Origin of the sequence: Vibrio anguillarum (assembly GCF_003390515.1) — a bacterium.
Taxonomy (GTDB): Bacteria; Pseudomonadota; Gammaproteobacteria; order Enterobacterales; family Vibrionaceae; genus Vibrio; species Vibrio anguillarum.
In genome coordinates this window covers 587,314-607,731 of record NZ_CP031479.1, presented here as the reverse complement: position 1 = coordinate 607,731, position 20,418 = coordinate 587,314, and the positions used below count along the sequence as shown (strand labels likewise).

Annotated in this window: 15 protein-coding genes; 9 read left to right on the top strand and 6 right to left on the bottom strand. The window is 45.8% G+C overall.

The window, feature by feature from the left end; translation table 11 throughout:
• Nucleotides 1–643: 643 nt before the first annotated feature.
• The 5 genes from DD616_RS06870 to DD616_RS06850 all read left to right on the top strand — a co-directional run bounded on the left by DD616_RS06870 (nucleotide 644) and on the right by DD616_RS06850 (nucleotide 7,235).
• Nucleotides 644–2,359: a dipeptide ABC transporter ATP-binding protein gene (locus tag DD616_RS06870; protein WP_019281822.1), complete on the top strand. Its 1,716-nt coding sequence runs from the start codon at nucleotides 644–646 to the stop codon at nucleotides 2,357–2,359.
• A 108-nt stretch (nucleotides 2,360–2,467) separates the two neighbouring features.
• Entirely contained in the window at nucleotides 2,468–4,024 is a 1,557-nt protein-coding gene (locus DD616_RS06865) for an ABC transporter substrate-binding protein (protein ID WP_026027967.1), read from the top strand.
• A gap of 199 nt (nucleotides 4,025–4,223) precedes the next feature.
• Nucleotides 4,224–5,201: an ABC transporter permease gene (locus tag DD616_RS06860; protein ID WP_013855660.1), complete on the top strand. Its 978-nt coding sequence runs from the start codon at nucleotides 4,224–4,226 to the stop codon at nucleotides 5,199–5,201.
• A 2-nt stretch (nucleotides 5,202–5,203) separates the two neighbouring features.
• Nucleotides 5,204–6,142 carry an ABC transporter permease gene (locus DD616_RS06855; protein WP_010319654.1) on the top strand — a complete coding sequence of 313 codons (939 nt, stop codon included), beginning with the start codon at nucleotides 5,204–5,206 and terminating at the stop codon, nucleotides 6,140–6,142.
• Nucleotides 6,143–6,308: 166 nt separating this feature from the next.
• Nucleotides 6,309–7,235 (top strand): SPOR domain-containing protein, encoded by a 927-nt coding sequence (locus DD616_RS06850; RefSeq protein ID WP_208872112.1) that lies wholly within the window; start codon nucleotides 6,309–6,311, stop codon nucleotides 7,233–7,235.
• Between the two features lie 34 nt (nucleotides 7,236–7,269).
• Here the strand turns inward: DD616_RS06850 and DD616_RS06845 are convergent, their stop codons facing one another.
• Nucleotides 7,270–8,019: a chromosome partitioning protein ParA gene (locus DD616_RS06845; protein ID WP_208872111.1), complete on the bottom strand. Its 750-nt coding sequence runs from the start codon at nucleotides 8,017–8,019 to the stop codon at nucleotides 7,270–7,272.
• 97 nt (nucleotides 8,020–8,116) lie between these two features.
• On the opposite strand from DD616_RS06845, the gene DD616_RS06840 reads away from it, so the two are divergent.
• On the top strand, nucleotides 8,117–9,013 hold the full coding sequence (locus DD616_RS06840) for a response regulator (protein ID WP_013855664.1): 897 nt from the start codon (nucleotides 8,117–8,119) through the stop codon (nucleotides 9,011–9,013).
• Between the two features lie 189 nt (nucleotides 9,014–9,202).
• Nucleotides 9,203–9,967, top strand: coding sequence for a substrate-binding periplasmic protein (locus tag DD616_RS06835; protein WP_013855665.1), 765 nt, complete (start codon nucleotides 9,203–9,205; stop codon nucleotides 9,965–9,967).
• A gap of 112 nt (nucleotides 9,968–10,079) precedes the next feature.
• Here DD616_RS06835 and gorA read toward each other — a convergent pair whose 3' ends face one another.
• Together gorA and DD616_RS06825 are read right to left on the bottom strand one after the other, a co-directional pair.
• Nucleotides 10,080–11,438 (bottom strand): glutathione-disulfide reductase, encoded by a 1,359-nt coding sequence (gene gorA, locus DD616_RS06830; RefSeq protein ID WP_208872110.1) that lies wholly within the window; start codon nucleotides 11,436–11,438, stop codon nucleotides 10,080–10,082.
• Nucleotides 11,439–11,548: 110 nt separating this feature from the next.
• Nucleotides 11,549–12,388, bottom strand: coding sequence for a 23S rRNA (adenine(2030)-N(6))-methyltransferase RlmJ (locus tag DD616_RS06825; protein WP_013855685.1), 840 nt, complete (start codon nucleotides 12,386–12,388; stop codon nucleotides 11,549–11,551).
• A gap of 205 nt (nucleotides 12,389–12,593) precedes the next feature.
• Between DD616_RS06825 and prlC the strand changes: the two genes are divergently transcribed.
• Nucleotides 12,594–14,636 carry an oligopeptidase A gene (gene prlC, locus DD616_RS06820; protein ID WP_094125857.1) on the top strand — a complete coding sequence of 681 codons (2,043 nt, stop codon included), beginning with the start codon at nucleotides 12,594–12,596 and terminating at the stop codon, nucleotides 14,634–14,636.
• 156 nt (nucleotides 14,637–14,792) lie between these two features.
• Nucleotides 14,793–16,967, top strand: a complete 2,175-nt coding sequence (uvrD, locus tag DD616_RS06815; protein WP_013855687.1) for a DNA helicase II — start codon at nucleotides 14,793–14,795, stop codon at nucleotides 16,965–16,967.
• A gap of 783 nt (nucleotides 16,968–17,750) precedes the next feature.
• Here uvrD and DD616_RS06810 read toward each other — a convergent pair.
• The 3 genes from DD616_RS06810 to rarD all read right to left on the bottom strand — a co-directional run bounded on the left by DD616_RS06810 (nucleotide 17,751) and on the right by rarD (nucleotide 20,328).
• Complete coding sequence (locus DD616_RS06810; RefSeq protein WP_105976520.1) at nucleotides 17,751–18,410, bottom strand: LysE family translocator; 660 nt, start codon at nucleotides 18,408–18,410, stop codon at nucleotides 17,751–17,753.
• A 73-nt stretch (nucleotides 18,411–18,483) separates the two neighbouring features.
• On the bottom strand, nucleotides 18,484–19,290 hold the full coding sequence (locus DD616_RS06805) for an AraC family transcriptional regulator (protein ID WP_026028188.1): 807 nt from the start codon (nucleotides 19,288–19,290) through the stop codon (nucleotides 18,484–18,486).
• 120 nt (nucleotides 19,291–19,410) lie between these two features.
• Nucleotides 19,411–20,328, bottom strand: a complete 918-nt coding sequence (rarD, locus tag DD616_RS06800) for an EamA family transporter RarD (RefSeq protein WP_013855691.1) — start codon at nucleotides 20,326–20,328, stop codon at nucleotides 19,411–19,413.
• Nucleotides 20,329–20,418 lie beyond the last annotated feature (90 nt).

Genomic DNA, 20,418 nt, shown 5'->3' with positions numbered 1-20,418 from the left:
CAAGGTAATGAGAGCCAAAGTAGGGTTCGCCTGATCTTCAAAACCGGGCTCTTCACCGGCCATCTTAATAAGCCTCAGTCGAAAGACCATTCTCTCTATTCAATGTTCGATTCCTTATTGACTCCTATCTCATTAAGTCAGTGAATTATCATGTTTAAAGGCTAAACCCTAAATTTTCTGTTCAGATGAATTCACTGCTTTTCTGTCTTTTCATTAGTTTTTAGTCTGGCATTTTGTTGGTTATTCTGGTTTTTGTTTCTAATGTGTTACGTGATATGCCGCAATATAATTTGAAATTTTATTCTGCATTCTTTTTTAGAATGCATGGTAAATTGGCGTTTTCTTAGGCTTAACGTCTATGTTTTGGGGTGTATTACTGCGTGCTAGAATATTGGTCATACCAATGATTAATGCATATGTGATGCATAAAAATACGATGTTACTGCTTTGGTTTGATTTGATATCGACTTTTTATCCTATCGATGTTGCTTTTCTGTGAAATATTTGCCAAATTGATGGCCTTGTTAATTACCAGAATATTGTACTGGTATGAATGGATTCATTTTTACTGGCTTTGAACGCTTTGTTGTTCAAAGGTAGTTACAGACAGGGCACAACACTGCCCAAGTCGTAGAGGTCTGGGATGTCACTTTTAGAAGTAAAAAACCTGCGTATTGAATACCCATCGCGTCATGGTGTTCACGTTGCTGTGAAATCGCTTTCGTTTAATATCGAGCGGGGTGAAATTGTTGGGGTTGTGGGAGAATCAGGCGCCGGAAAATCGACCGTAGGTAATGCGGTTATCGATTTATTGAGCCCACCCGGTCTCATTGCCAGTGGCGATGTGTTCTTAGATGGTGAGAAGATTTCAGGCTTATCGCCTGAGCAGATGCGCCAAGTTCGCGGCTCTAAAATTGGCTTTATTTTTCAAGACCCAATGACGTCGCTTAATCCGCTATTTACTGTTGAACATCAACTGACAGAAACCATCCACGCCAATATGAAAGTGACAGAGGAAGAAGCGTATCAGCGTGCACTTTCTTTGATGAAGCAAGTGGGTATTCCTCAGCCTGAAAACCGTTTGAAGCAGTACCCACACCAATTCTCTGGTGGCATGCGTCAACGTGTTGTGATTGCCATTGCGCTGGCGGGTGAACCTGATCTTATTATTGCCGATGAACCGACCACTGCATTAGACGTTTCTATTCAAGATCAAATCTTGAGCCTCATCCGCGAGCTATGCATTAAAAACAATGTTGGCTGTATGCTGGTTACCCATGATATGGGTGTGGTCTCGAATGTGACGGATCGCGTCGCGGTGATGTATCGCGGTGACTTGGTTGAATTTGGACCGACAGCTAAAGTGTTGGGCGCTCCTGATCACTCCTATACGCGCAGTTTGATTTCCGCCGTTCCTCGCTCAGATAAAAAACTCGATCGCTTTCCGCTGGTGAGCTATATCGAAGAGGCAAGTGAGTTAAAACCACTGGATGTTAAAAACCATTGGTTAGGTCAGAGCCAAGATAATCGCCAATACACAGGCCCACTGCTGACAGTAGAAAACGTGAATTTACGCTTTACGACCAAAGACTCATTGTTTGAAAGTCGCCGTGAATATGTCCAAGCTTCAAATGACGTCAGTTTTGAGGTGTTTGAAGGGGAAACTTTTGGTTTGGTTGGGGAATCAGGTTCCGGTAAATCAACCATCGCACGCGTGATTGCGGGTCTGTACGCTCCAAACTCAGGCAAAGTCTGTTTTGAAGGAATTGATCTTACTGCGCTGAAATCGGAAAACGAGCGCCGTCCGATGCGCCGCCAGATGCAGATGGTGTTTCAAAACCCTTATACCTCAATGAATCCGAGAATGAAGATTTTCGATATCATTGCCGAGCCGATTCGTTTTCATAAATTAACCCGTAGCGAAGCGGAAACACGGCAAATTGTGCATGATCTTTTAGAGCACGTAGGCCTAGGTAAGATGGCGGGAGTGAAATATCCGCACGAGTTTTCCGGCGGTCAACGTCAACGTATTTCGATTGCTCGCGCACTCGCCACGCGTCCTCGCTTATTGATTTGTGATGAACCTACGTCCGCGCTCGACGTGTCTGTGCAAGCGCAGATCTTAAACCTATTGAAAGATCTGCAAGATGAGCTCAACTTGACCATGCTGTTCATCAGCCATGACTTACCTGTGATCCGCCAAATGTGCGATCGTGTCGGGGTTATGCAAATGGGGACCTTACTGGAGGTCGCCCCTACAGAGCAGTTGTTTAAGTCACCTCAACACCAATACAGCCAGCATTTGATTTCTTTAATGCCTGAGTTTACGGGCTTAAGAGAAGATGTAGTAACGGCGTAAGCCAAAAAAGTTACAGATAGAGATATCATGACCAAGCGTGCTTGGAATGAATAAACAGAAGCAATTACAACAACTAGGGATTTGGATTCCCGCATAAGGAGTTATGCAATGAAAACCATGAAAAGCAAACTAACAGTAGCTTTGATGGCGGCAGGCTTAAGCTTTGCAGCTAGCGCGGCCAATATTACCGTCGCTTATGATGCTGACCCAGTGTCACTTGACCCGCATGAGCAGCTATCTGGTGGTACGCTACAAATGTCTCACATGGTGTTTGATCCTCTCGTTCGTTACACCCAGACATTTGATTTTGAACCTCGCCTTGCTGAGAAATGGGAACGTGTCAATGATACAACGTTCCGTTTTACGCTGCGTAAAGGGGTGAAATTCCATTCAGGTAACGAAATGACGGCAGACGATGTGGTCTGGACGTTCGATCGTTTACAAGATTCTCCTGATTTCAAAGCTATTTTTGAACCGTATGAAAAGATGGTCAAAGTGGATGATTACACTGTCGAGATCGTATCCAAAGGCGCTTATCCGCTGGTTCTGCAAACCGCAACCTACATCTTCCCTATGGACAGCAAGTTCTATTCGGGCAAAGCGGCTGATGGTAAAGAGAAATCTGAAATTGTGAAGCACGGTAACTCGTTTGCTTCGACCAACGTTTCTGGTACTGGCCCATTTAGAGTGACTTTCCGCGAACAAGGCGTAAAAGTGGAATTTGAACGCTTTAAAGATTATTGGGATAGCGCATCAAAAGGCAACGTAGACAAACTGACCTTAGTACCGATTAAAGAAGATGCCACTCGTGTTGCGGCGCTCCTTTCGGGTGATGTGGATATGATTGCACCTGTTGCGCCAAACGATCATAAACGTGTGGAAGAAGCCAAAGGTATTGATCTTGTGACCTTACCGGGTACGCGCATCATCACCTTCCAAATGAACCAAAACAGCAATGAAGCACTGAAAGATGTTCGCGTGCGTCAAGCCATTGTTCATGCCATCAACAACCAAGGTATCGTTGACAAAATCATGAAAGGTTTTGCGACAGCAGCTGGCCAACAAGGCCCAGCGGGTTATTCTGGTTATGACGCGAACCTTGTGCCTCGTTTTGATTTGAAAAAAGCGAAAGAGCTGATGAAAGAGGCTGGTTATGAGAAAGGGCTGACGCTCACCATGATCGCGCCAAACAACCGTTATGTGAACGATGCGAAAGTTGCACAAGCTGCAGCGGCGATGTTATCGAAAATTGGTATTAAGGTTGATCTTAAAACCATGCCAAAAGCGCAATATTGGCCTGAGTTTGATAAGTGCGCCGCGGATCTGCTAATGATTGGCTGGCACTCAGATACTGAAGACTCAGCAAACTTCACCGAGTTCTTAACCATGACACGTAACGAAGAGAGTGGTAAAGGCCAGTACAACTGTGGTCACTACTCAAATCCAGAAGTGGATAAGTTGGTTGAAGCGGCAAACGTAGAAACCGATCCTGCGAAACGTGCACAGATGCTGCAAAAAGTCGAAGTGACTTTGTACAACGACGCAGCATTTGTTCCACTGCATTGGCAAAACCTAGCGTGGGGTGCGAAATCTACTTTAGATATCAAACCGATTGTTAACGCGATGGAATTCCCTTATTTCGGCGACCTAGTCGTTAGCGAGTAATTACTTAAGTTGGCCGCTCATGTGATGTGGGCGGCGCTTAAGTCACTCAAGGCATCCGCTTGGATGCCTTATTAAGATCTCCGCACTTTGCTTTATTTCAGTCGGGTCGAGTGTCATTTTTTAGGCTGAATTTTTTCGTTCCTATTAAAGTTAATTCAATTTTAAAAAGAACCATCATGGATAGTTTAAGGGGCAAGGAATGTTTTCGTTTCTGGTCAAGCGCCTGTTTCAGGCACTGATAGTGATGTTTGTGATCAGTCTGGTGGCGTTTGCCATTCAGGATAACTTAGGCGACCCATTGCGTGAGCTTGTTGGGCAGTCTGTTTCAGAAAGCGAGCGCCAAGCGCTGCGCGATGAACTTGGACTGAATGATCCTTTCATTGCCAAATATACTCGTTTTATTACGGCCGCGGTGCAGGGTGATTTAGGCACGTCTTACTTTTTCAAACGTCCTGCGGTAGACGTTATTCTCGATAAATTAATCGCAACGTTAGAGCTTGTGCTCGGTGCGACTGTAATCATCATTGTCTGTTCCATTCCATTAGGGGTTTACACAGCCATTCATCCTAAAAGCTTCTTTACCAAAGTGGTGATGGCGGGCAGCAGTATTGGTATTTCTATCCCAGTGTTCTTAACTGCGATTATGTTGATGTACGTTTTCTCGATCACGTTAGGTTGGTTACCATCGTATGGACGAGGGGAAACCGCCAATTGGTTGGGTTGGGAATCTGGCTTTTTCACGGCTGATGGATTAGCGCACTTGGTGCTGCCTTGTGTTTCACTGGCGTCGATCATGCTGCCGCTGTTTATTCGTTTAGTGCGTTCTGAAATGTTGGAAGTGCTGAGCTCGGAATACATCAAATTTGCTAAAGCTAAAGGCTTGGCATTGAACAAAATTTACTACCAACATGCCCTTAAAAATACCATGTTACCGGTGCTAACCGTCGGCGGTGTACAAATTGGGACTATGGTGGCCTACACCATCTTAACCGAGACTGTTTTTCAGTGGCCGGGTACGGGCTTTCTTTTCCTTGAAGCGATCAACCGAGTTGATACTCCGCTGATCACCGCTTACGTCATATTCGTTGGCCTGATTTTCGTTGTCACCAACACCATTGTCGATCTGTTATACGGTCTGATTAACCCGACTGTGAACCTTACTGGAAAAGGAGCTTAATCATGAGCCAATTTGCTGCTGCTCCATCTCGTTGGGAGCGTTTTAAACAGTCTGATTTTTTGTACTATTTCTTGCGTGATAAAGTGGCGATGACCAGCTTCGTCATCTTTTTGGTATTCTTAACTTTGTCTGTCGCTGCGCCACTCATTGCCCCCAGTAACCCGTACGACCTATCATCGATTGATCTGATGGATGCAGAATTACCTCCCTCTTGGATGGACGGAGCCGATGAGCGCTTTGTTCTCGGCACGGATGAGCAAGGGCGCGATATTTTGTCGACCATACTGTATGGTTCGCGTCTATCACTGACGATTGGCTTTTTGGCGGTCGGTTTACAGTTGCTACTTGGTATCGTGATTGGCCTTTCTGCTGGCTACTTTGGTGGGCGTATTGATAGCTTTTTGATGCGCTTTGCCGATGTACAGCTATCGTTTTCAACCATGATGGTGGCGATCATTGTTTCGGCAATTTTCAAAGCCAGTTTTGGGAGTGAATTTTATAGTCAGTATGCGGTTGTGATGCTGGTGGTGATTATTGGCGTGGCTGAGTGGCCACAATACGCGCGGACAATTCGTGCGTCAGTGCTCGCCGAGAAGAAAAAAGAGTATGTGGAAGCGGCTCGTGTGATGGGTTTTAAATCGCCACGCATCATGTTTCGCCATATTTTACCTAACTGTTTATCGCCTATTTTGGTTATCTCAACTGTACAAATTGCCAATGCGATCATGTCTGAAGCGGCACTCTCTTTCCTAGGCTTAGGTTTGCCAGTCGATCAGCCATCATTGGGTGCTTTGATTAGCATGGGCTTTAACTACATCTTCTCTGGCGCTTGGTGGATTACGGCTTTCCCTGGTTTTGTACTAGTCACATTAGTGTTGGTGATCAATCTGTTGGGTGACTGGCTACGCGATGTTTTTAACCCAAAAATTTACAAAGGGTGATGTGGCAATTGATTTTTGCTAAAGAAAATCCCTAAACTAAAAGCCGCCGTCAAATGCGGCTCTTTTTTTGCTAGTATTTTTGTTATACCCAACCCAAATCCATTGAACTAGGGAACATTGAATCGGTAATGTTGTCACTACTATTAAGCAAGTATATGGACTCAATATGATGACCCTGATGCGGAAAACGACCCTGTGTGTGACATCAAGCCTAACGGTGTTGGCGTCGCTGGCTTTATTTCAACCCGCTTGGGCGGAAGATTTTCTTTGTGATGCGACTCAAGCTTCTGTCGATCAGCTGCCCATTCTTGATAAAGCATGCCCAATAGGGCAAGGTTTATGGGGAAAGAAAAAGCCCAAAGGGCAATCATCCACTTTTTGGATTCAGTGTGGCGTGCTAAATAAGCCATTATCTTTGCTGAAAGCCAAAGCATTTTATGCCCATATTTCTACCGATGTATGGCTAAAACCAGAAGCGAAAACGTATCGTTGCTTAATCGGTCCTTATACTGATTATGAGCAAGTAAAAAAAGAACTGCCTCTTATCCAGCAAATCCCCGGTTACAAAGAAGCTTTCATTCGTGAGGTTGTCAAAGGGCGCCCACAGTCTAGCTCGCCGATAAAAAAGACAACTTCCGCTCAAGCAACGTCTGCCGCAAAACAAATCACCAAAAAGTCTTTACCGAAACCACAAGTGGAAATGGCGAGTTCGCCATTATCAACGAAACCATCAACCAAAGCGCCAGCTCTTAATGTTCCGCCAGCGGTTGAAATTCGTTTGAGCACCACCGCAAACGGTTTGCAGTTTGTGGTGCCTCATTTACGTTCGAGTGATGAACAGTTCTATATGGAACATGGTCTAGCATGGAGCCGCCTAAATTATGAGGTGGCAGAAAAAACCTGCCAAAAAATGGCGATGCGCTTGGTAACGGAAGAAGAGTGGCAACGCCTTTTGGATTCAAAACAGATGGACAGTAACCAATGGCCAATGCACTTACCTTATTGGGGATGGTCGCAAAAAGGGCTTTTTACCAACGGCAAAGTCAGTCAACTGAAAGGTTCCTCATTACTCAATGTGATTTGCGTTAAATAAGTGTCTCAATTTGCCGTCAGAAATGGCGGCAGCGCTACTCTTTCTTTCCCTCTTCGAGTAACTGTAGATAGCGTTGTTCGATAAAATCTTTTTCTTTACTGATGTGATACAACTGTTTTTTCATCGCTTCGACATCGACAGAAGTGCCACTTTGTTTGGCTTGCTCTTTGTATTTCTCAATGGTCTCTAGTAGTTCTTTTTTCTCGGCTTGATAATTTTTTTCCATTTCGTAGAAATCACCCGCTTTACTGATCTTGATGTATTCCGCTTCTAACTGTTCAAACTCTTTTTCGATAGTGGCTTTTTCTTCTTTCAAACTGTCAACGGTATCAGTTTGAGCAAAGAGTTTTTTACGAGTCACTCGTAGCCCTTTCACACTTTTATCGAGATCGCCTTTCAGTTTGCGGATCAACTTATGCGATTTACTCAATTTCTCATTGAGCTCATCAATTGAAGCCTGATCTTCTGCACTAATGCCCTGAGAAGAGGAATTTTTGATGAGAGAAACCTGTTGCTCGAGCGCTTTTTGAATGATGATTAAATCATTCAGAGTCGAGCTATGCTCTGCGGTGTAGTTCAACGCATTTTCAACGGATTGTTGGCATAAATGAAGCGTGCCTTCATCGCTATCACTTTTATTACGAGTAAAACCATGCGCAAATTTCCTAAATTCACGCAGGATCAGCAGTAGGATAAAAAACCAAGCCAACAAGATAATAAGCCCGAGATCGATCGCTAAGAGCGATAAAACCTTTTCGGTGAGGAACTCTTGTATTGGCATCACATAAACCCACTTTTGTTGCTGTATTTTCAGGTAAGTTTAGTTGTTGTAAAAAAATGTGCCTATACTTTGAACAAGTTAGGTCATAGAAAAATGTGCTGTGAAGATTCTCATTGTTGATGACAGTAAAGCGACACTTGAAATAGTCAGACGAGCCTTAGAGGCGTTTGGCTACCGACGTTTGTCCATTCAAAAGGCAGACAATGGTAAGGCCGCACTCAAGCTGATTGGCAGTTGGCAGCCGGATATTGTCTTAACAGATTGGCATATGCCCGGCATGACGGGGCTGGAGCTGACACAAGCGATAACCAAACGTAAGCTCGGGATAAAAGTGGCGATGCTCACCACGGTGGCCGATGAGCAACAAATCAAACAGGCGCTTGAAGCTGGAGCGTCGTTTGTGTTATCGAAACCGTTTGACGATGGTGAACTACACCAAAAGTTGCTTCCTTTAGTACAAGGAGCGGAAGAGAGCTGCATTGAATTAGATGAAATGGTTGAGCTGCAAGATGAGTTGGCTTTACCAAAGCTTTCGCAGCTAGAGAAGCTGCTAAAAAGAGCGGTAGGTGCTGATATCGTGCTGAATAATATTCGTCGCCAATCGTTTGATGAGAGTAAAATCCCTTGTTTGATGGCAGTCTATGAAGATGGCGAAACGCAAAAGCCGCGCGCGGTGGCACTGCTTGATATCTACGCCGTTTGTGTCTTTGCTAAAGGCAACCCCAGCATTACCAAAGAGCAGCTACAACAAGCGGTACACAGCAAAATGGTCAGTAAGGATATTCTCGATACTTGCCAGAAAATATTAAGTGCTTCCGCATTAGCGTTTCTTGATAATCAAACCCGCAAAAGCTTGAAGTTAAAAAATATCAGTTTTATCCCTCAATCGTTTGAAAAGCTCGAAACCCTATTTGCCAAAGAAGCGGATAAACGGGTCGATTTTTCCTGCCAAATGGGGGCGTTAGCCCAAGGGAAAATTACTTTGGTGGGATTTTAATCATCTTTAAGAGCATATTCTGAGGTTATCTTTATGACAGGATGATTTTTGCTACTGGGTATATTCTTAGATGATATTGATGAGCCGTTATTCATGAGATATAAGCAAAATTGCCACTTAGTGACTATATTTAAGTTATTCCTAAAAGTATTTAACATTAGGATTAATTGATTAATTAAAGGAAGCGATATGATAAAGTTTATACGGATATTCATCATTGGTTGCTTAAGCCTATTTATGTCAGCCCCACTTTTAGCGAATGTTACGTGGGAGGGGCATTGCCGAGATAGAAAGCCCTATCTTTATTTTGAAAATGGTGAGTGTAAAGGCCCTGGTGGCGATGTGATTAACCAGGTTATTCTTAAGTTGGGGCATAAAGTCCATTGGACAAAAGTTCCTTGGGCAAGAACCATTGGTGTCGCTCCACAGGGTGGAGTTGATCTTATTCCTCTGCACTCTATGGATGAAGAGAGAGAACAGTTTCTTCACCCATTATTAATGGGGTATGGTGAAAGAGAGGTGTTTTATTTTACTCGGACGAACTCGGATATTGATGCAAATAGTTTTGATGAAATTGTCAGCCGAGGTTTTGTTATTGGTGCACTCAATGGCAGTTTTTATAGTGACCAATTTAACCAAAATACAGACAAATTAAAAATCAGTTTTGTCACTAGCGTAGAACAAATTATCAATATGCTAGAGGCTAGTCGCATCGATCTTGCTATCACCTCTGAACAGCATGGGCTTAATCTTTTTGAAAATGACCCTAAATTAAAGAAAATAAGTTATAAAAATATTTACCTAAATGGTCGTTTTTTTAGTGTGCCTAAACGATCGGCGAACTATCAGTATATCGATCAGCTAGAGAATATTTTAGCTGAAATGCGTCGTTCCGGAGAGATTACTAGGATATACGAATCTTATAACTTAGAAGCCCCAATTCAGAAAGAGTAGATTGAGGAATATTACTTTTTATTTTTATATTTCATTGCGATATATCTATTCGTAATTTAAACAGCAGCGAGGCGGCTTATGACTCGCTGCTGTTTTACGATAAAGAATATATTTAGTTTCTCATGGTAACAAACTCTTCACTACCCGTTGGGTGTATTGCCACAACTGAATCAAAATCGGCCTTGGTTGCGCCCATTTTCATGGCTACGCCAAAGCCTTGAATCATTTCATCAACCGCAAAACCGATGCCGTGTAGGCCAACAACAGTTTCTTCAGGGCCAGCGCATACTAGTTTCATTTTGCATGGTTGACGGTGAGAGGTGACGGCGGTGTACATGGCCGTGAAGCTAGAGGTATACACTTTGACATTCTCTTCGCCATATTGCGCTTGGGCTTCTTGCGTGGTGAGGCCAATTGTGCCGATTGGCGGATGGCTAAAGACCACGGTCGGGACCAGTTTGTAATCCATCTTCGCATCGGTTTCGCCATTAAACAGGCGCTCTGAAAGTTGACGGCCTGCTTTGACGGCAACAGGTGTGAGTTCAATACCGCCTTCCATGATATCGCCGACACAGTAAATGCCCGCGACGTTGGTTTGCTGGTACTCATCAACCTTAATATAGCCTTGTGCATTGGTTGCCACACCCGTTGCTGCTAGGTTTATCGCATCGGTTGCTGGGTGGCGGCCGATTGCCCAAATGAGCGTATCAACGTTTTGGCTTTGGCCATTTTCAAGGTGTAGAGTCAGGCTGCCATCGGCTTCTTTGATCACTTCTTTTGGCACTGAATGAGTATGTAATGTTGGGCCTTCCGCCGCCATGACTTCAGTGAGTGTTTCGATGATCATGGGATCAAAGCTGCGCAGTGGTGATTCTTTGCGCACGTAAAGGTGCGTTTCAGTGCCGAGTGCGTTGAGTACGCCCGCGATTTCAACCGCAATATAACCTGCGCCCACAACCGCGACGCGTTTAGGCTGTTCGGTCAAGTCAAAGAAACCATTGGAATCAATGCCGTATTGTGCCCCTGGGATCGCCGGAATCGTTGGGCGTCCGCCAACGGCAATCAGGATATGGTCTGCTGTGTAGTGTTCACCGTTTACTTCTACGGTTTTTGCATCAACGAAGCGTGCAAAACCGCGGATCACTTCCACTTTATTATTGCCCAATACGCGGTCGTATGATTGATGAATACGGCCAATATACGCTTGGCGGCTCTCAATCAGTTTTGACCAATCCAATCCTTTGACATCGACATCGAAGCCGTAATCTTTGGCATAAAGGTGCATTGCTTCAGCAATTTGCGCGCCATGCCACATCACTTTTTTCGGAACACAACCGACGTTGACACAAGTGCCGCCAAGGTCTTTGGCTTCAATCAGTGCGACTTTCGCACCATACATTGCCGCGCGGTTCGCTGAAGCGATACCACCAGAGCCACCACCGATACAGATATAATCAAAATGCGTTGTCATTACTTTCTCCATTATTCTTTTTTCATCCTATTTGACCTTGGTTTTGTACGGTGTTGGCAACCATAGCAAGGCGAAAAAGGTTCTCTACTTCTTTGATAGATTGGGTCAGTTTATTCTGGTACAACCCATTCGACTTTAAAATGACCGGTTACCGGGGCAATCGCTTGCTGAAGAAACGGTAAAATTTCCTGCATTTGCCCTTCCAGTGTCCACGGTGGGTTAATCACTATCATGCCTGAAGCGGTCATGCCACGTTCATGGGTGTCTGGCGACACGCCCAATTCAATTTGTAAGATTTTGCGAATACCGAGGCTTGCCAGCCCTTCAAGCAAGTCATCAATGGTGTCGCGATTCACTACGGGATACCAAATGGCGTAGATACCCGTCGCCCAGCGCTTATAACTTTGGGCAATGGCTCTTACGACATCGCTGTACTCTTTGGCCAATTCGTAAGGGGGATCGATCAACACTAAGCCGCGACGCTCTTTCGGTGGCAAGCTACCGATTAAGCGTTGGAAACCATCTTCTTTGTAAATCGATACCTGACGATCTCGGTGGAACTCTTGCTCGAGCAAAGGGTAATCGCTCGGATGCAATTCAGTGAGCACCATACGATCCTGCGCGCGTAGATGAGCACGCGCTACGCGCGGTGAGCCGGGGTAGTAGCGTAACTCTTCGCTTTCATTGAGTGCTTTTACTGCCTCAAGGTAGCTTTGAATGGCGGGTGGCGTTACATTTTGTTGCCAAATACGAGCAATCCCTTGTTTATATTCACCGGTTTTTTCTGACCATTCATGGGTCAAGTCATAACGGCCCACGCCAGAGTGGGTGTCATGATAAACAAAAGGCTTCTCTTTTTGCTGTAATGCATTGAGGATAAGGCTTTGTACGATATGCTTTAATACATCCGCGTGGTTGCCCGCGTGAAAACTGTGGCGATAACTTAGCAAAATAGGCTCTCAAAACACCCCAAATGGAGTGTGTTTCATCAATCAAACGTATTGGCTGATTATACGCCACTATTGAAAATTGCTGAACCTACCTATATTTACTATTTCAGATAAACAAAATCGACGGTTGCCGTGAAACAATCAGTGACTGTTGCAGAGAAATGCATCAACGTGCAGGCGCGTCTTAACTTAAAAGGAATGTTTTATGTCTAATCCACTTCTCACTTTCACGGATTTACCGCCGTTTTCCGCCATTAAGCCAGAGCATGTGAAGCCTGCGGTTGAGAAAGCGATAGAAGATTGCCGCACCGAAATTGAAAAACGCCTTGCTGGCAATAGCACCCCAACGTGGGAAAACTTGATTGCACCCATTGAAGAGGTGGATGATCGCTTAAGCCGCATTTGGTCGCCAGTGAGCCACCTTAATTCCGTGCTCAATAGCGATGAACTGCGTGATGCGTACGAAAGCTGTTTGCCGCTGCTGTCTGAATACGGCACTTGGGTTGGGCAACATAAAGGCCTGTTTGAAGCCTATAAGAGCATGAAAGCCAGCGATACTTTTTCCTCGCTCTCTCAAGCGCAGCAAAAAACCATCAATGATGCACTGCGTGATTTTGAGCTATCGGGTATCGGCTTGCCATTGGCAGAGCAAAAACGGTACGGCGAGATCAGTAAACGTCAATCTGAGTTGGGTTCTAAGTTCTCTAATAACGTACTGGATGCCACGATGGGCTGGACCAAGCACATTACCGACGCCAATCAATTAGCGGGCATGCCAGAATCGGCGTTAGCAGCTGCACAAGCGGCGGCGCAAGCCAAAGAGCTCGATGGTTATTTATTAACGCTCGACATTCCTTCTTATCTGCCAGTGATGACTTATTGTGATAACCAAGCTCTGCGCAAAGAGCTTTATGAAGCGTATGTTACGCGTGCCTCGGATCGCGGGCCAAATGCGGGCAAGTGGGATAACAGCGAAATCATCGCTGAGAAGCTCAAACTGCGTCATGAAATAGCCCGTATGCTCGGTTTTAATACCTACAGTGAAAAATCACTGGCGACCAAAATGGCGCAAACGCCCGATCAAGTGTTAGGTTTTTTAAATGATTTAGCCACCAAAGTGAAACCGCAAGGTGAGCGTGAAGTCGAAGAGTTGCGTCAATTTGCGCAGCAAGAGTTTGGCGTGACCACGCTAGAGTTGTGGGATATCGCTTACTACAGCGAAAAACAGAAACAGCACTTGTTTGATATTTCAGATGAAGAGCTGCGCCCTTATTTCCCAGAGTCGAAAGTGGTGAGCGGCCTATTTGAAGTACTCAACCGCGTATTTGGCATGAGCGTCAAAGAGCGCTCTGGGGTTGATATTTGGCATCCATCGGTGCGTTTTTTCGATATTTTTGATGCGAAAGGATCACTGCGTGGCAGCTTCTATCTCGACCTGTATGCACGCGAACATAAGCGTGGTGGCGCGTGGATGGATGATTGCCGTGGCCGCCGTATCACTCAAAATGGCGAGCTACAAACACCAGTGGCTTATTTGACCTGTAACTTTAATCGCCCAATCGGTGATAAACCTGCGTTATTTACTCATGATGAAGTGGTCACTTTGTTCCATGAGTTTGGACACGGGATCCACCACATGTTGACTCAAGTTGAAGTGGGTGCGGTATCTGGCATCAACGGTGTGCCGTGGGATGCGGTTGAACTGCCAAGTCAGTTCCTTGAAAACTGGTGCTGGGAAGAAGAGGCGTTAGCGTTTATTTCAGGTCATTACGAAACGGGTGAACCGCTACCGAAAGAAATGCTCGATAAAATGCTCGCGGCGAAAAACTTCCAGTCAGCGATGTTTATTTTGCGTCAACTTGAATTTGGTTTGTTCGATTTCACCTTGCACACCACTTACGATCCCGAAGTAGGCCCGCAAGTGTTGGAAACTCTCGCCCAAGTGAAAAAGAAAGTGGCCGTGTTACCAAGCCTTGAATGGAACCGTTTCTCACACAGCTTTAGCCACATCTTTGCTGGCGGTTACAGCGCAGGTTACTACAGCTACTTATGGGCAGAAGTGCTTTCGGCGGATGCGTTTTCTCGCTTTGAGGAAGAGGGAATTTTTAACCCACAGACTGGGCAAAGTTTCTTGAACAACATCCTTGAAATGGGTGGTAGTGAAGAGCCGATGGAGCTATTTAAACGCTTTAGAGGCCGCGAGCCGCAAATTGATGCGTTGCTGCGTCATGCGGGGATCGCCGCGTAGTCACGCGCTTGAAAGGCGATGAAGCTCGAATTAGCCCACCTTTGCGGTGGGCTTTTCATTTTTGAATACCCAGAAAAATGTGATAGAGACGAGCATCTTGCCGCGATTTGAGGTTATAATCTGGGCAATTATGTATAAATAACCAGTAGCTTAGCCATGATGGATCCTTCTCTCTTACTCGATGGTCTCAACGATAAACAGCGCGAAGCGGTTGCCGCGCCTTTAGAAAACTTGCTGGTGCTTGCCGGAGCGGGGAGTGGTAAAACCCGAGTATTGGTGCATCGCATTGCTTGGCTTATCTCGGTTGAAAACGCCTCGCCTTTTTCAGTCATGTCGGTGACTTTTACCAACAAAGCGGCGGCGGAAATGCGTGGCCGAATTGAAGAGTTGATGATGGGCAGTGCATCGGGCATGTGGAATGGTACCTTCCACGGTATTTGCCACCGTATTTTACGCGCTCACTATCTTGACGCTCGCCTGCCTGAGGATTTTCAGATCCTCGATTCTGAAGATCAACTGCGTTTGCTGCGTCGCTTAATCAAAGCACAAAACCTAGATGAGAAGCAGTGGCCTACGCGCCAGGTGTGCTGGTGGATTAACGGTAAAAAAGATGAAGGTCTTCGTCCGAAGCACATCGATGCGTACCGCGATCCCGTGACTCAAACCTATTTGCAGCTTTATTCCGCGTACCAAGAGGCGTGCGATCGCGCTGGTTTGGTTGATTTTGCCGAAATTTTGCTGCGTTGCCACGAGATGTTGCGTGATAAGCAGCACATTCGTGAACATTATCAAGCGCGCTTTAAACACATCTTGGTCGACGAATTTCAAGACACCAATAACATCCAATACGCGTGGCTGCGCATGATGGCTGGGCGCGATTGCCACGTGATGATCGTCGGTGATGATGATCAGTCCATTTATGGCTGGCGTGGTGCCAAAATTGAAAACCTCGAAAAATTCACGCAGGAATTTCCGAGCGTTAATACCATTCGTTTAGAGCAAAACTACCGTTCAACCAAAACCATTTTGCAAGCCTCGAACGCACTGATCGCGAACAACACCGAGCGAATGGGTAAAGAGCTCTGGACAGATGGCAGCGAAGGCGAGCCAATTTCTATCTATTCGGCCTACAACGATCTTGATGAGGCGCGTTTTACCGTCAATAAAATCAAAGAGTGGCGAGATAAAGGTGGCGCATTAGAGGATTGTGCGATGCTTTATCGCAACAACGCCCAATCTCGTGTTTTGGAAGAAGCCTTGATTCAAGCAGGCTTGCCCTATCGCATCTACGGCGGCATGCGCTTCTTCGAGCGCCAAGAGATCAAAGATGCGTTAAGTTACTTGCGTTTGATGTCTAACCGCAATGATGATTCGGCCTTTGAGCGAGTCGTAAATACGCCACCGCGTGGCTTAGGTGATAAAACGCTGGAAACCATTCGTTTTGCGGCGCGAGATCGCGGCTGTACCTTGTGGCAAGCGAGCCTTGTGCTGTTGGAAGAAAAAGTGCTCACAGGACGTGCGGCAAGCGCATTAAGCCGGTTTATTGAACTGGTCAATGCCCTTGAAGATGATAGCGCTGAGATGCCGTTACACAGTCAAACCGACCATGTAATCAAAACCTCTGGCTTGTTTGAGATGTATCAGCTTGAAAAGGGTGAAAAGTCCAAAGCCAGAATTGAAAACTTGGAAGAACTAGTCACCGCAACACGCCAATTTGAAAAGCCAGAAGAAGCGGATGAGATGAGCATGTTGACGGCCTTTTTAACCCACGCAGCGCTGGAAGCGGGCGAAGGGCAGGCTGACGAATTTGATGATGCCGTACAGTTAATGACACTGCACAGCGCGAAAGGGTTAGAGTTCCCGTTGGTGTTTATGGTTGGCGTTGAAGAGGGCATGTTCCCTAGCCAAATGTCGGCCGAAGAAGCGGGGCGATTGGAAGAGGAGCGCCGTTTGTGTTACGTCGGAATGACGCGCGCCATGCAAAAGCTCTACATTACTTACGCTGAAATTCGCCGTTTATACGGTCAGGATAAATACCATAAGCCGTCACGCTTTATCCGTGAGCTGCCAGAAAACTGCCTTGATGAAGTGCGTATGAAAGCGCAAGTGAGCCGACCAAGCAGTGCCGGGCGTTTTAGTCAAACAGCGGTCAAAGAGAACTTTAACGAGACGGGCTTTAGCTTGGGCGCACGCGTGAAACACCCTATTTTTGGTGAAGGCACCATCATTAATTTCGAAGGTAGTGGTCCGCAAAGTCGAGTGCAAGTCGCTTTTAACGGTGAAGGCATTAAATGGCTAGTGACTGCTTATGCCAAGCTAGAGAAACTATGATCTTCCTTGTACAAAGAAAAGGTACTTTTCTTTGCTGAGATGGTTGGATTGTTCTCCTCCCTCTTTGAGGGGGAGGCCGGGAGGGGTGTTTATGGCGTTGTTTAAACCAAATACCTAACCTAGCCGTTCAAGATATGAAAGCTGGATAACTCATATGCTTATCCGATCCAAAAGAAAAACCCCGAGGGCTTGCGCCCTGCGGGGTTATAGTCTTACTTGCAGCAATCCAGCTACGAAAGTGCTCCATGCATCAAATCCATGATAGTGGCTGAATTCCGTCAGCTTAATCCGTTCTTCGCCTTCCTAGCGGTGTCCTTGGTGACTTCCTAGTCTGCTAACCATCCACGTTAGCGCGCTTCACTTGTTCCTTGAGCGGTGTCCTTTACATCATCCTGATGTTCAGTCCTTGCCTCGTCCAGAGGTGTCCATTGTCTTTCCTTAGTAGTAACCATCCTAGCTACTATTGCGTCCATTCAATGTCCAATTTGCTTTCCGTGCCGACCATTCATCCTGAGCAGTCGTCTCTTCATCCTGAAGATGACCAATCCGTGGTGCTTTCCTGTTCCGTGTCAGAATCCTTCCGACAAGGTTCATATTACCCATCTCTAATTTATCGGCAATGCTAGAGAAACGCTTTTTTCGCAAAGGGTTTCTCTAGTTGGTTGTTATTTTATTTAAAATCAATTAGTTAAGTTTTTTAGTGTTGATTTTCCTACTCAAAAAGCGATATTTGCTCACTCGTTTGTAAGAGATCTCGCACAAAAATGGGCGCGAATCGCTGCATCAATGGCTAAGGCTAAGCAGCGCTTGCAATAAAATAAGTCCACCGATGAGCGTAAAAATGATGCCACATACCGCATCAATATACACAGTGAGTGATTGCAAACGTTTTTGTAGGCGGGCGGTGGAGAGCATCCACGCCAAGCTTGAGAACCACATAAAAGAGAGCCCCCAAAGAATCAGCAAGGCGATACCTTTACCTGAAAAGGACATCCCCACAGGCACTAAACTCGACATTAAGCTGATAAAAAAGACCAAAGCTTTTGGATTAAAAATATTGGTGATAAAACCGCGGGAAAAGGCTTGGCGTTGATTTTCGATCAGCTTGTAGCGCTCATTGTTGACTCCGACAGCTTGTGGCGATCGCCAGGTGGTGTAGATGGATTTGAGTGCGCCCAAGCCTAAATAGAATAAATACCCCCCGCCGGCCAGTTGCACCATCGCAAACAGTGCGGGTTGTTGATGCACCAAATAGCTTATCCCTGTGAGGCTAAGCAATGAGTGAATGACAATGCCACATGATAACCCTAGCGCAATAAAAACTCCGGTTCTGCGACCGTAACGGGTGGAATTTTGTACCACCAGTGCCACATCTGGGCCGGGGCTTAATAATGCCATAAAATGTACGCCAGCCAATGTGGCCAATATGGAAAGTTCGTTCATGTATTCTCCTCATGTTTTACGGTGAGTATGCGTGGAGAAAACGTGCTTGCCTTGTAAATTTCTGACAGTTTGGTTAGTAAAGTGTGCGATTGATGGCGGAGGGTGGCAGGCCAAAGGTTGCTTTGAACGCCTTACTGAAATGGGCTTGATCATAAAAACCGACTTGATAGGCGACTTCAGTGCTAGAGGTGCCGGTTTTCAACAATTTCATCGCTTGCTCTAAACGTAAACGCAATAACCACGCATAAGGTGTGATGCCCGTTTGCGCCTTGAAATGGCGCTGAAACTGAGTGGGTGAAAGCTGGCAAAGCTGAGCGAGTTGTTCAAGGCGGATTGGTTGGTCGAGTTGACTGAGTACCCACTCTTTCAGCGTGGCGAGGTTGCGCTGGCCAAGCGGTTTAACCTCCGGCAGTTTCAAGTGGCTATAGCGTTCAAGTAAAGGTGTGAACCCTTGGTAGGGTAAGCAATCTTTAGCGAGTTGACTGAGCTTATCCTGCTTCATGGTGTGATGAAGTTGCAGCAGTGAGCAAAAAAGTGGCGCGTCATCGACTATTAACTGCTCAAAACCCAGCACTTGTTCAATCTGCTTGGCTTCTAAGGTTTGCTGTAGCCAAGTAGGTTCAATAGCAAACACTTGCACTTGGTAGCCAGAGCCATTGTGCGCTTGCCCATCGTGCAGTTCATCTGGCGACATAAGAACTACGCCGCCCCGTTGTACCTGATGCCAAGCGCCTTGGTGGTAGAAGCGCTGCGTTCCTTGAGTGATAAGGCCAATATGAATATCAAGATGGTAGTGGCGATCAAACGCAAACTGACGATAGTCTGCATCAATCAGACCGATCGCAGGATAGGCCGTTTGGCTGTAGCTCACTTTATCCATAGAGACCAAAATTTAGGGTTGAATAATGCAAGCTTAGCCAGCCATGTCGCCACTGTCTTGTAAAAAATGATCACAGTGCCCTCGATCGCTTTGACGAACGAGGGGAATAAACAATCCTAATTAAACGGATGCCCGTTGAGCGCGTCGCGCGGTTCGGCCTGTTTTTAAACCATCAAAACTGAACAGCAACAATGCAGCCCAAATAAAGGCAAAAGTAATGGCTTTATCACTAGAGAAGGCTTCACCGTAAACCAAGACAGCGAGCAAAAACATCAAGCTTGGGCCGATGTATTGGAAGAAACCCAGCGTTGAAAGTTTTAAACGCGTTGCTGCTCCTGTGAAACAAAGCAAAGGCAAGGTCGTGATGACGCCAGCTGCGATCAGCAGTAGGTTGAGGTTAAGCGGATTGAGCGCCATATCTGAAGTTGGCGAGCTGGCGATAAACAACAGATAAATCAACGCCGCGGGCAACATTACCAAGGTTTCGATAAACAAACCTGTTTGGGCATCAACCGCCACTTTTTTACGCAGTAAGCCATACAAGCCAAAAGTGGTAGCCAAAGCGATGGCGACCACAGGAATCGAACCAAACACAATTAACTGAATGGCCACACCAATGGTGGCTAGCGCTACCGCGACCCACTGCAGTTTGCGTAATCGCTCACCAAGAAAAAGCATGCCGAGCACCACATTGAGCAGTGGGTTAATGTAATAGCCTAAACTGGCATCTAACATATGATTAGCATTGATCGCCCAGATGAAAATTAACCAGTTCACCGCAACCAGACAAGCGGTGGTCATTAGATAGATCATCTTTGATTTATGAGTAATCACACTGCGTACACTACGCCAGTTGCGGCCAAAATGAAGTAGTGCTGCTAACAAGAAAAACGACCACACTACACGGTGAGTGAGGATCTCAAGTGCAGGAACATTGTTGATTGCTTTAAAATAGATCGGTGCGATGCCCCACATAGTGTAAGCACCAATAGCGAGTAAAACGCCTTGTCTGGAGCGTTGTTGTTCTTCTGCGGTCATGATGAATTCTCAAAGGAGTGAAGTGCTGAGCCAGCGAAACGATTCGACAGTATATACTGTTCCTCAAGTAAGTTGCAGCTTTGTTAATCG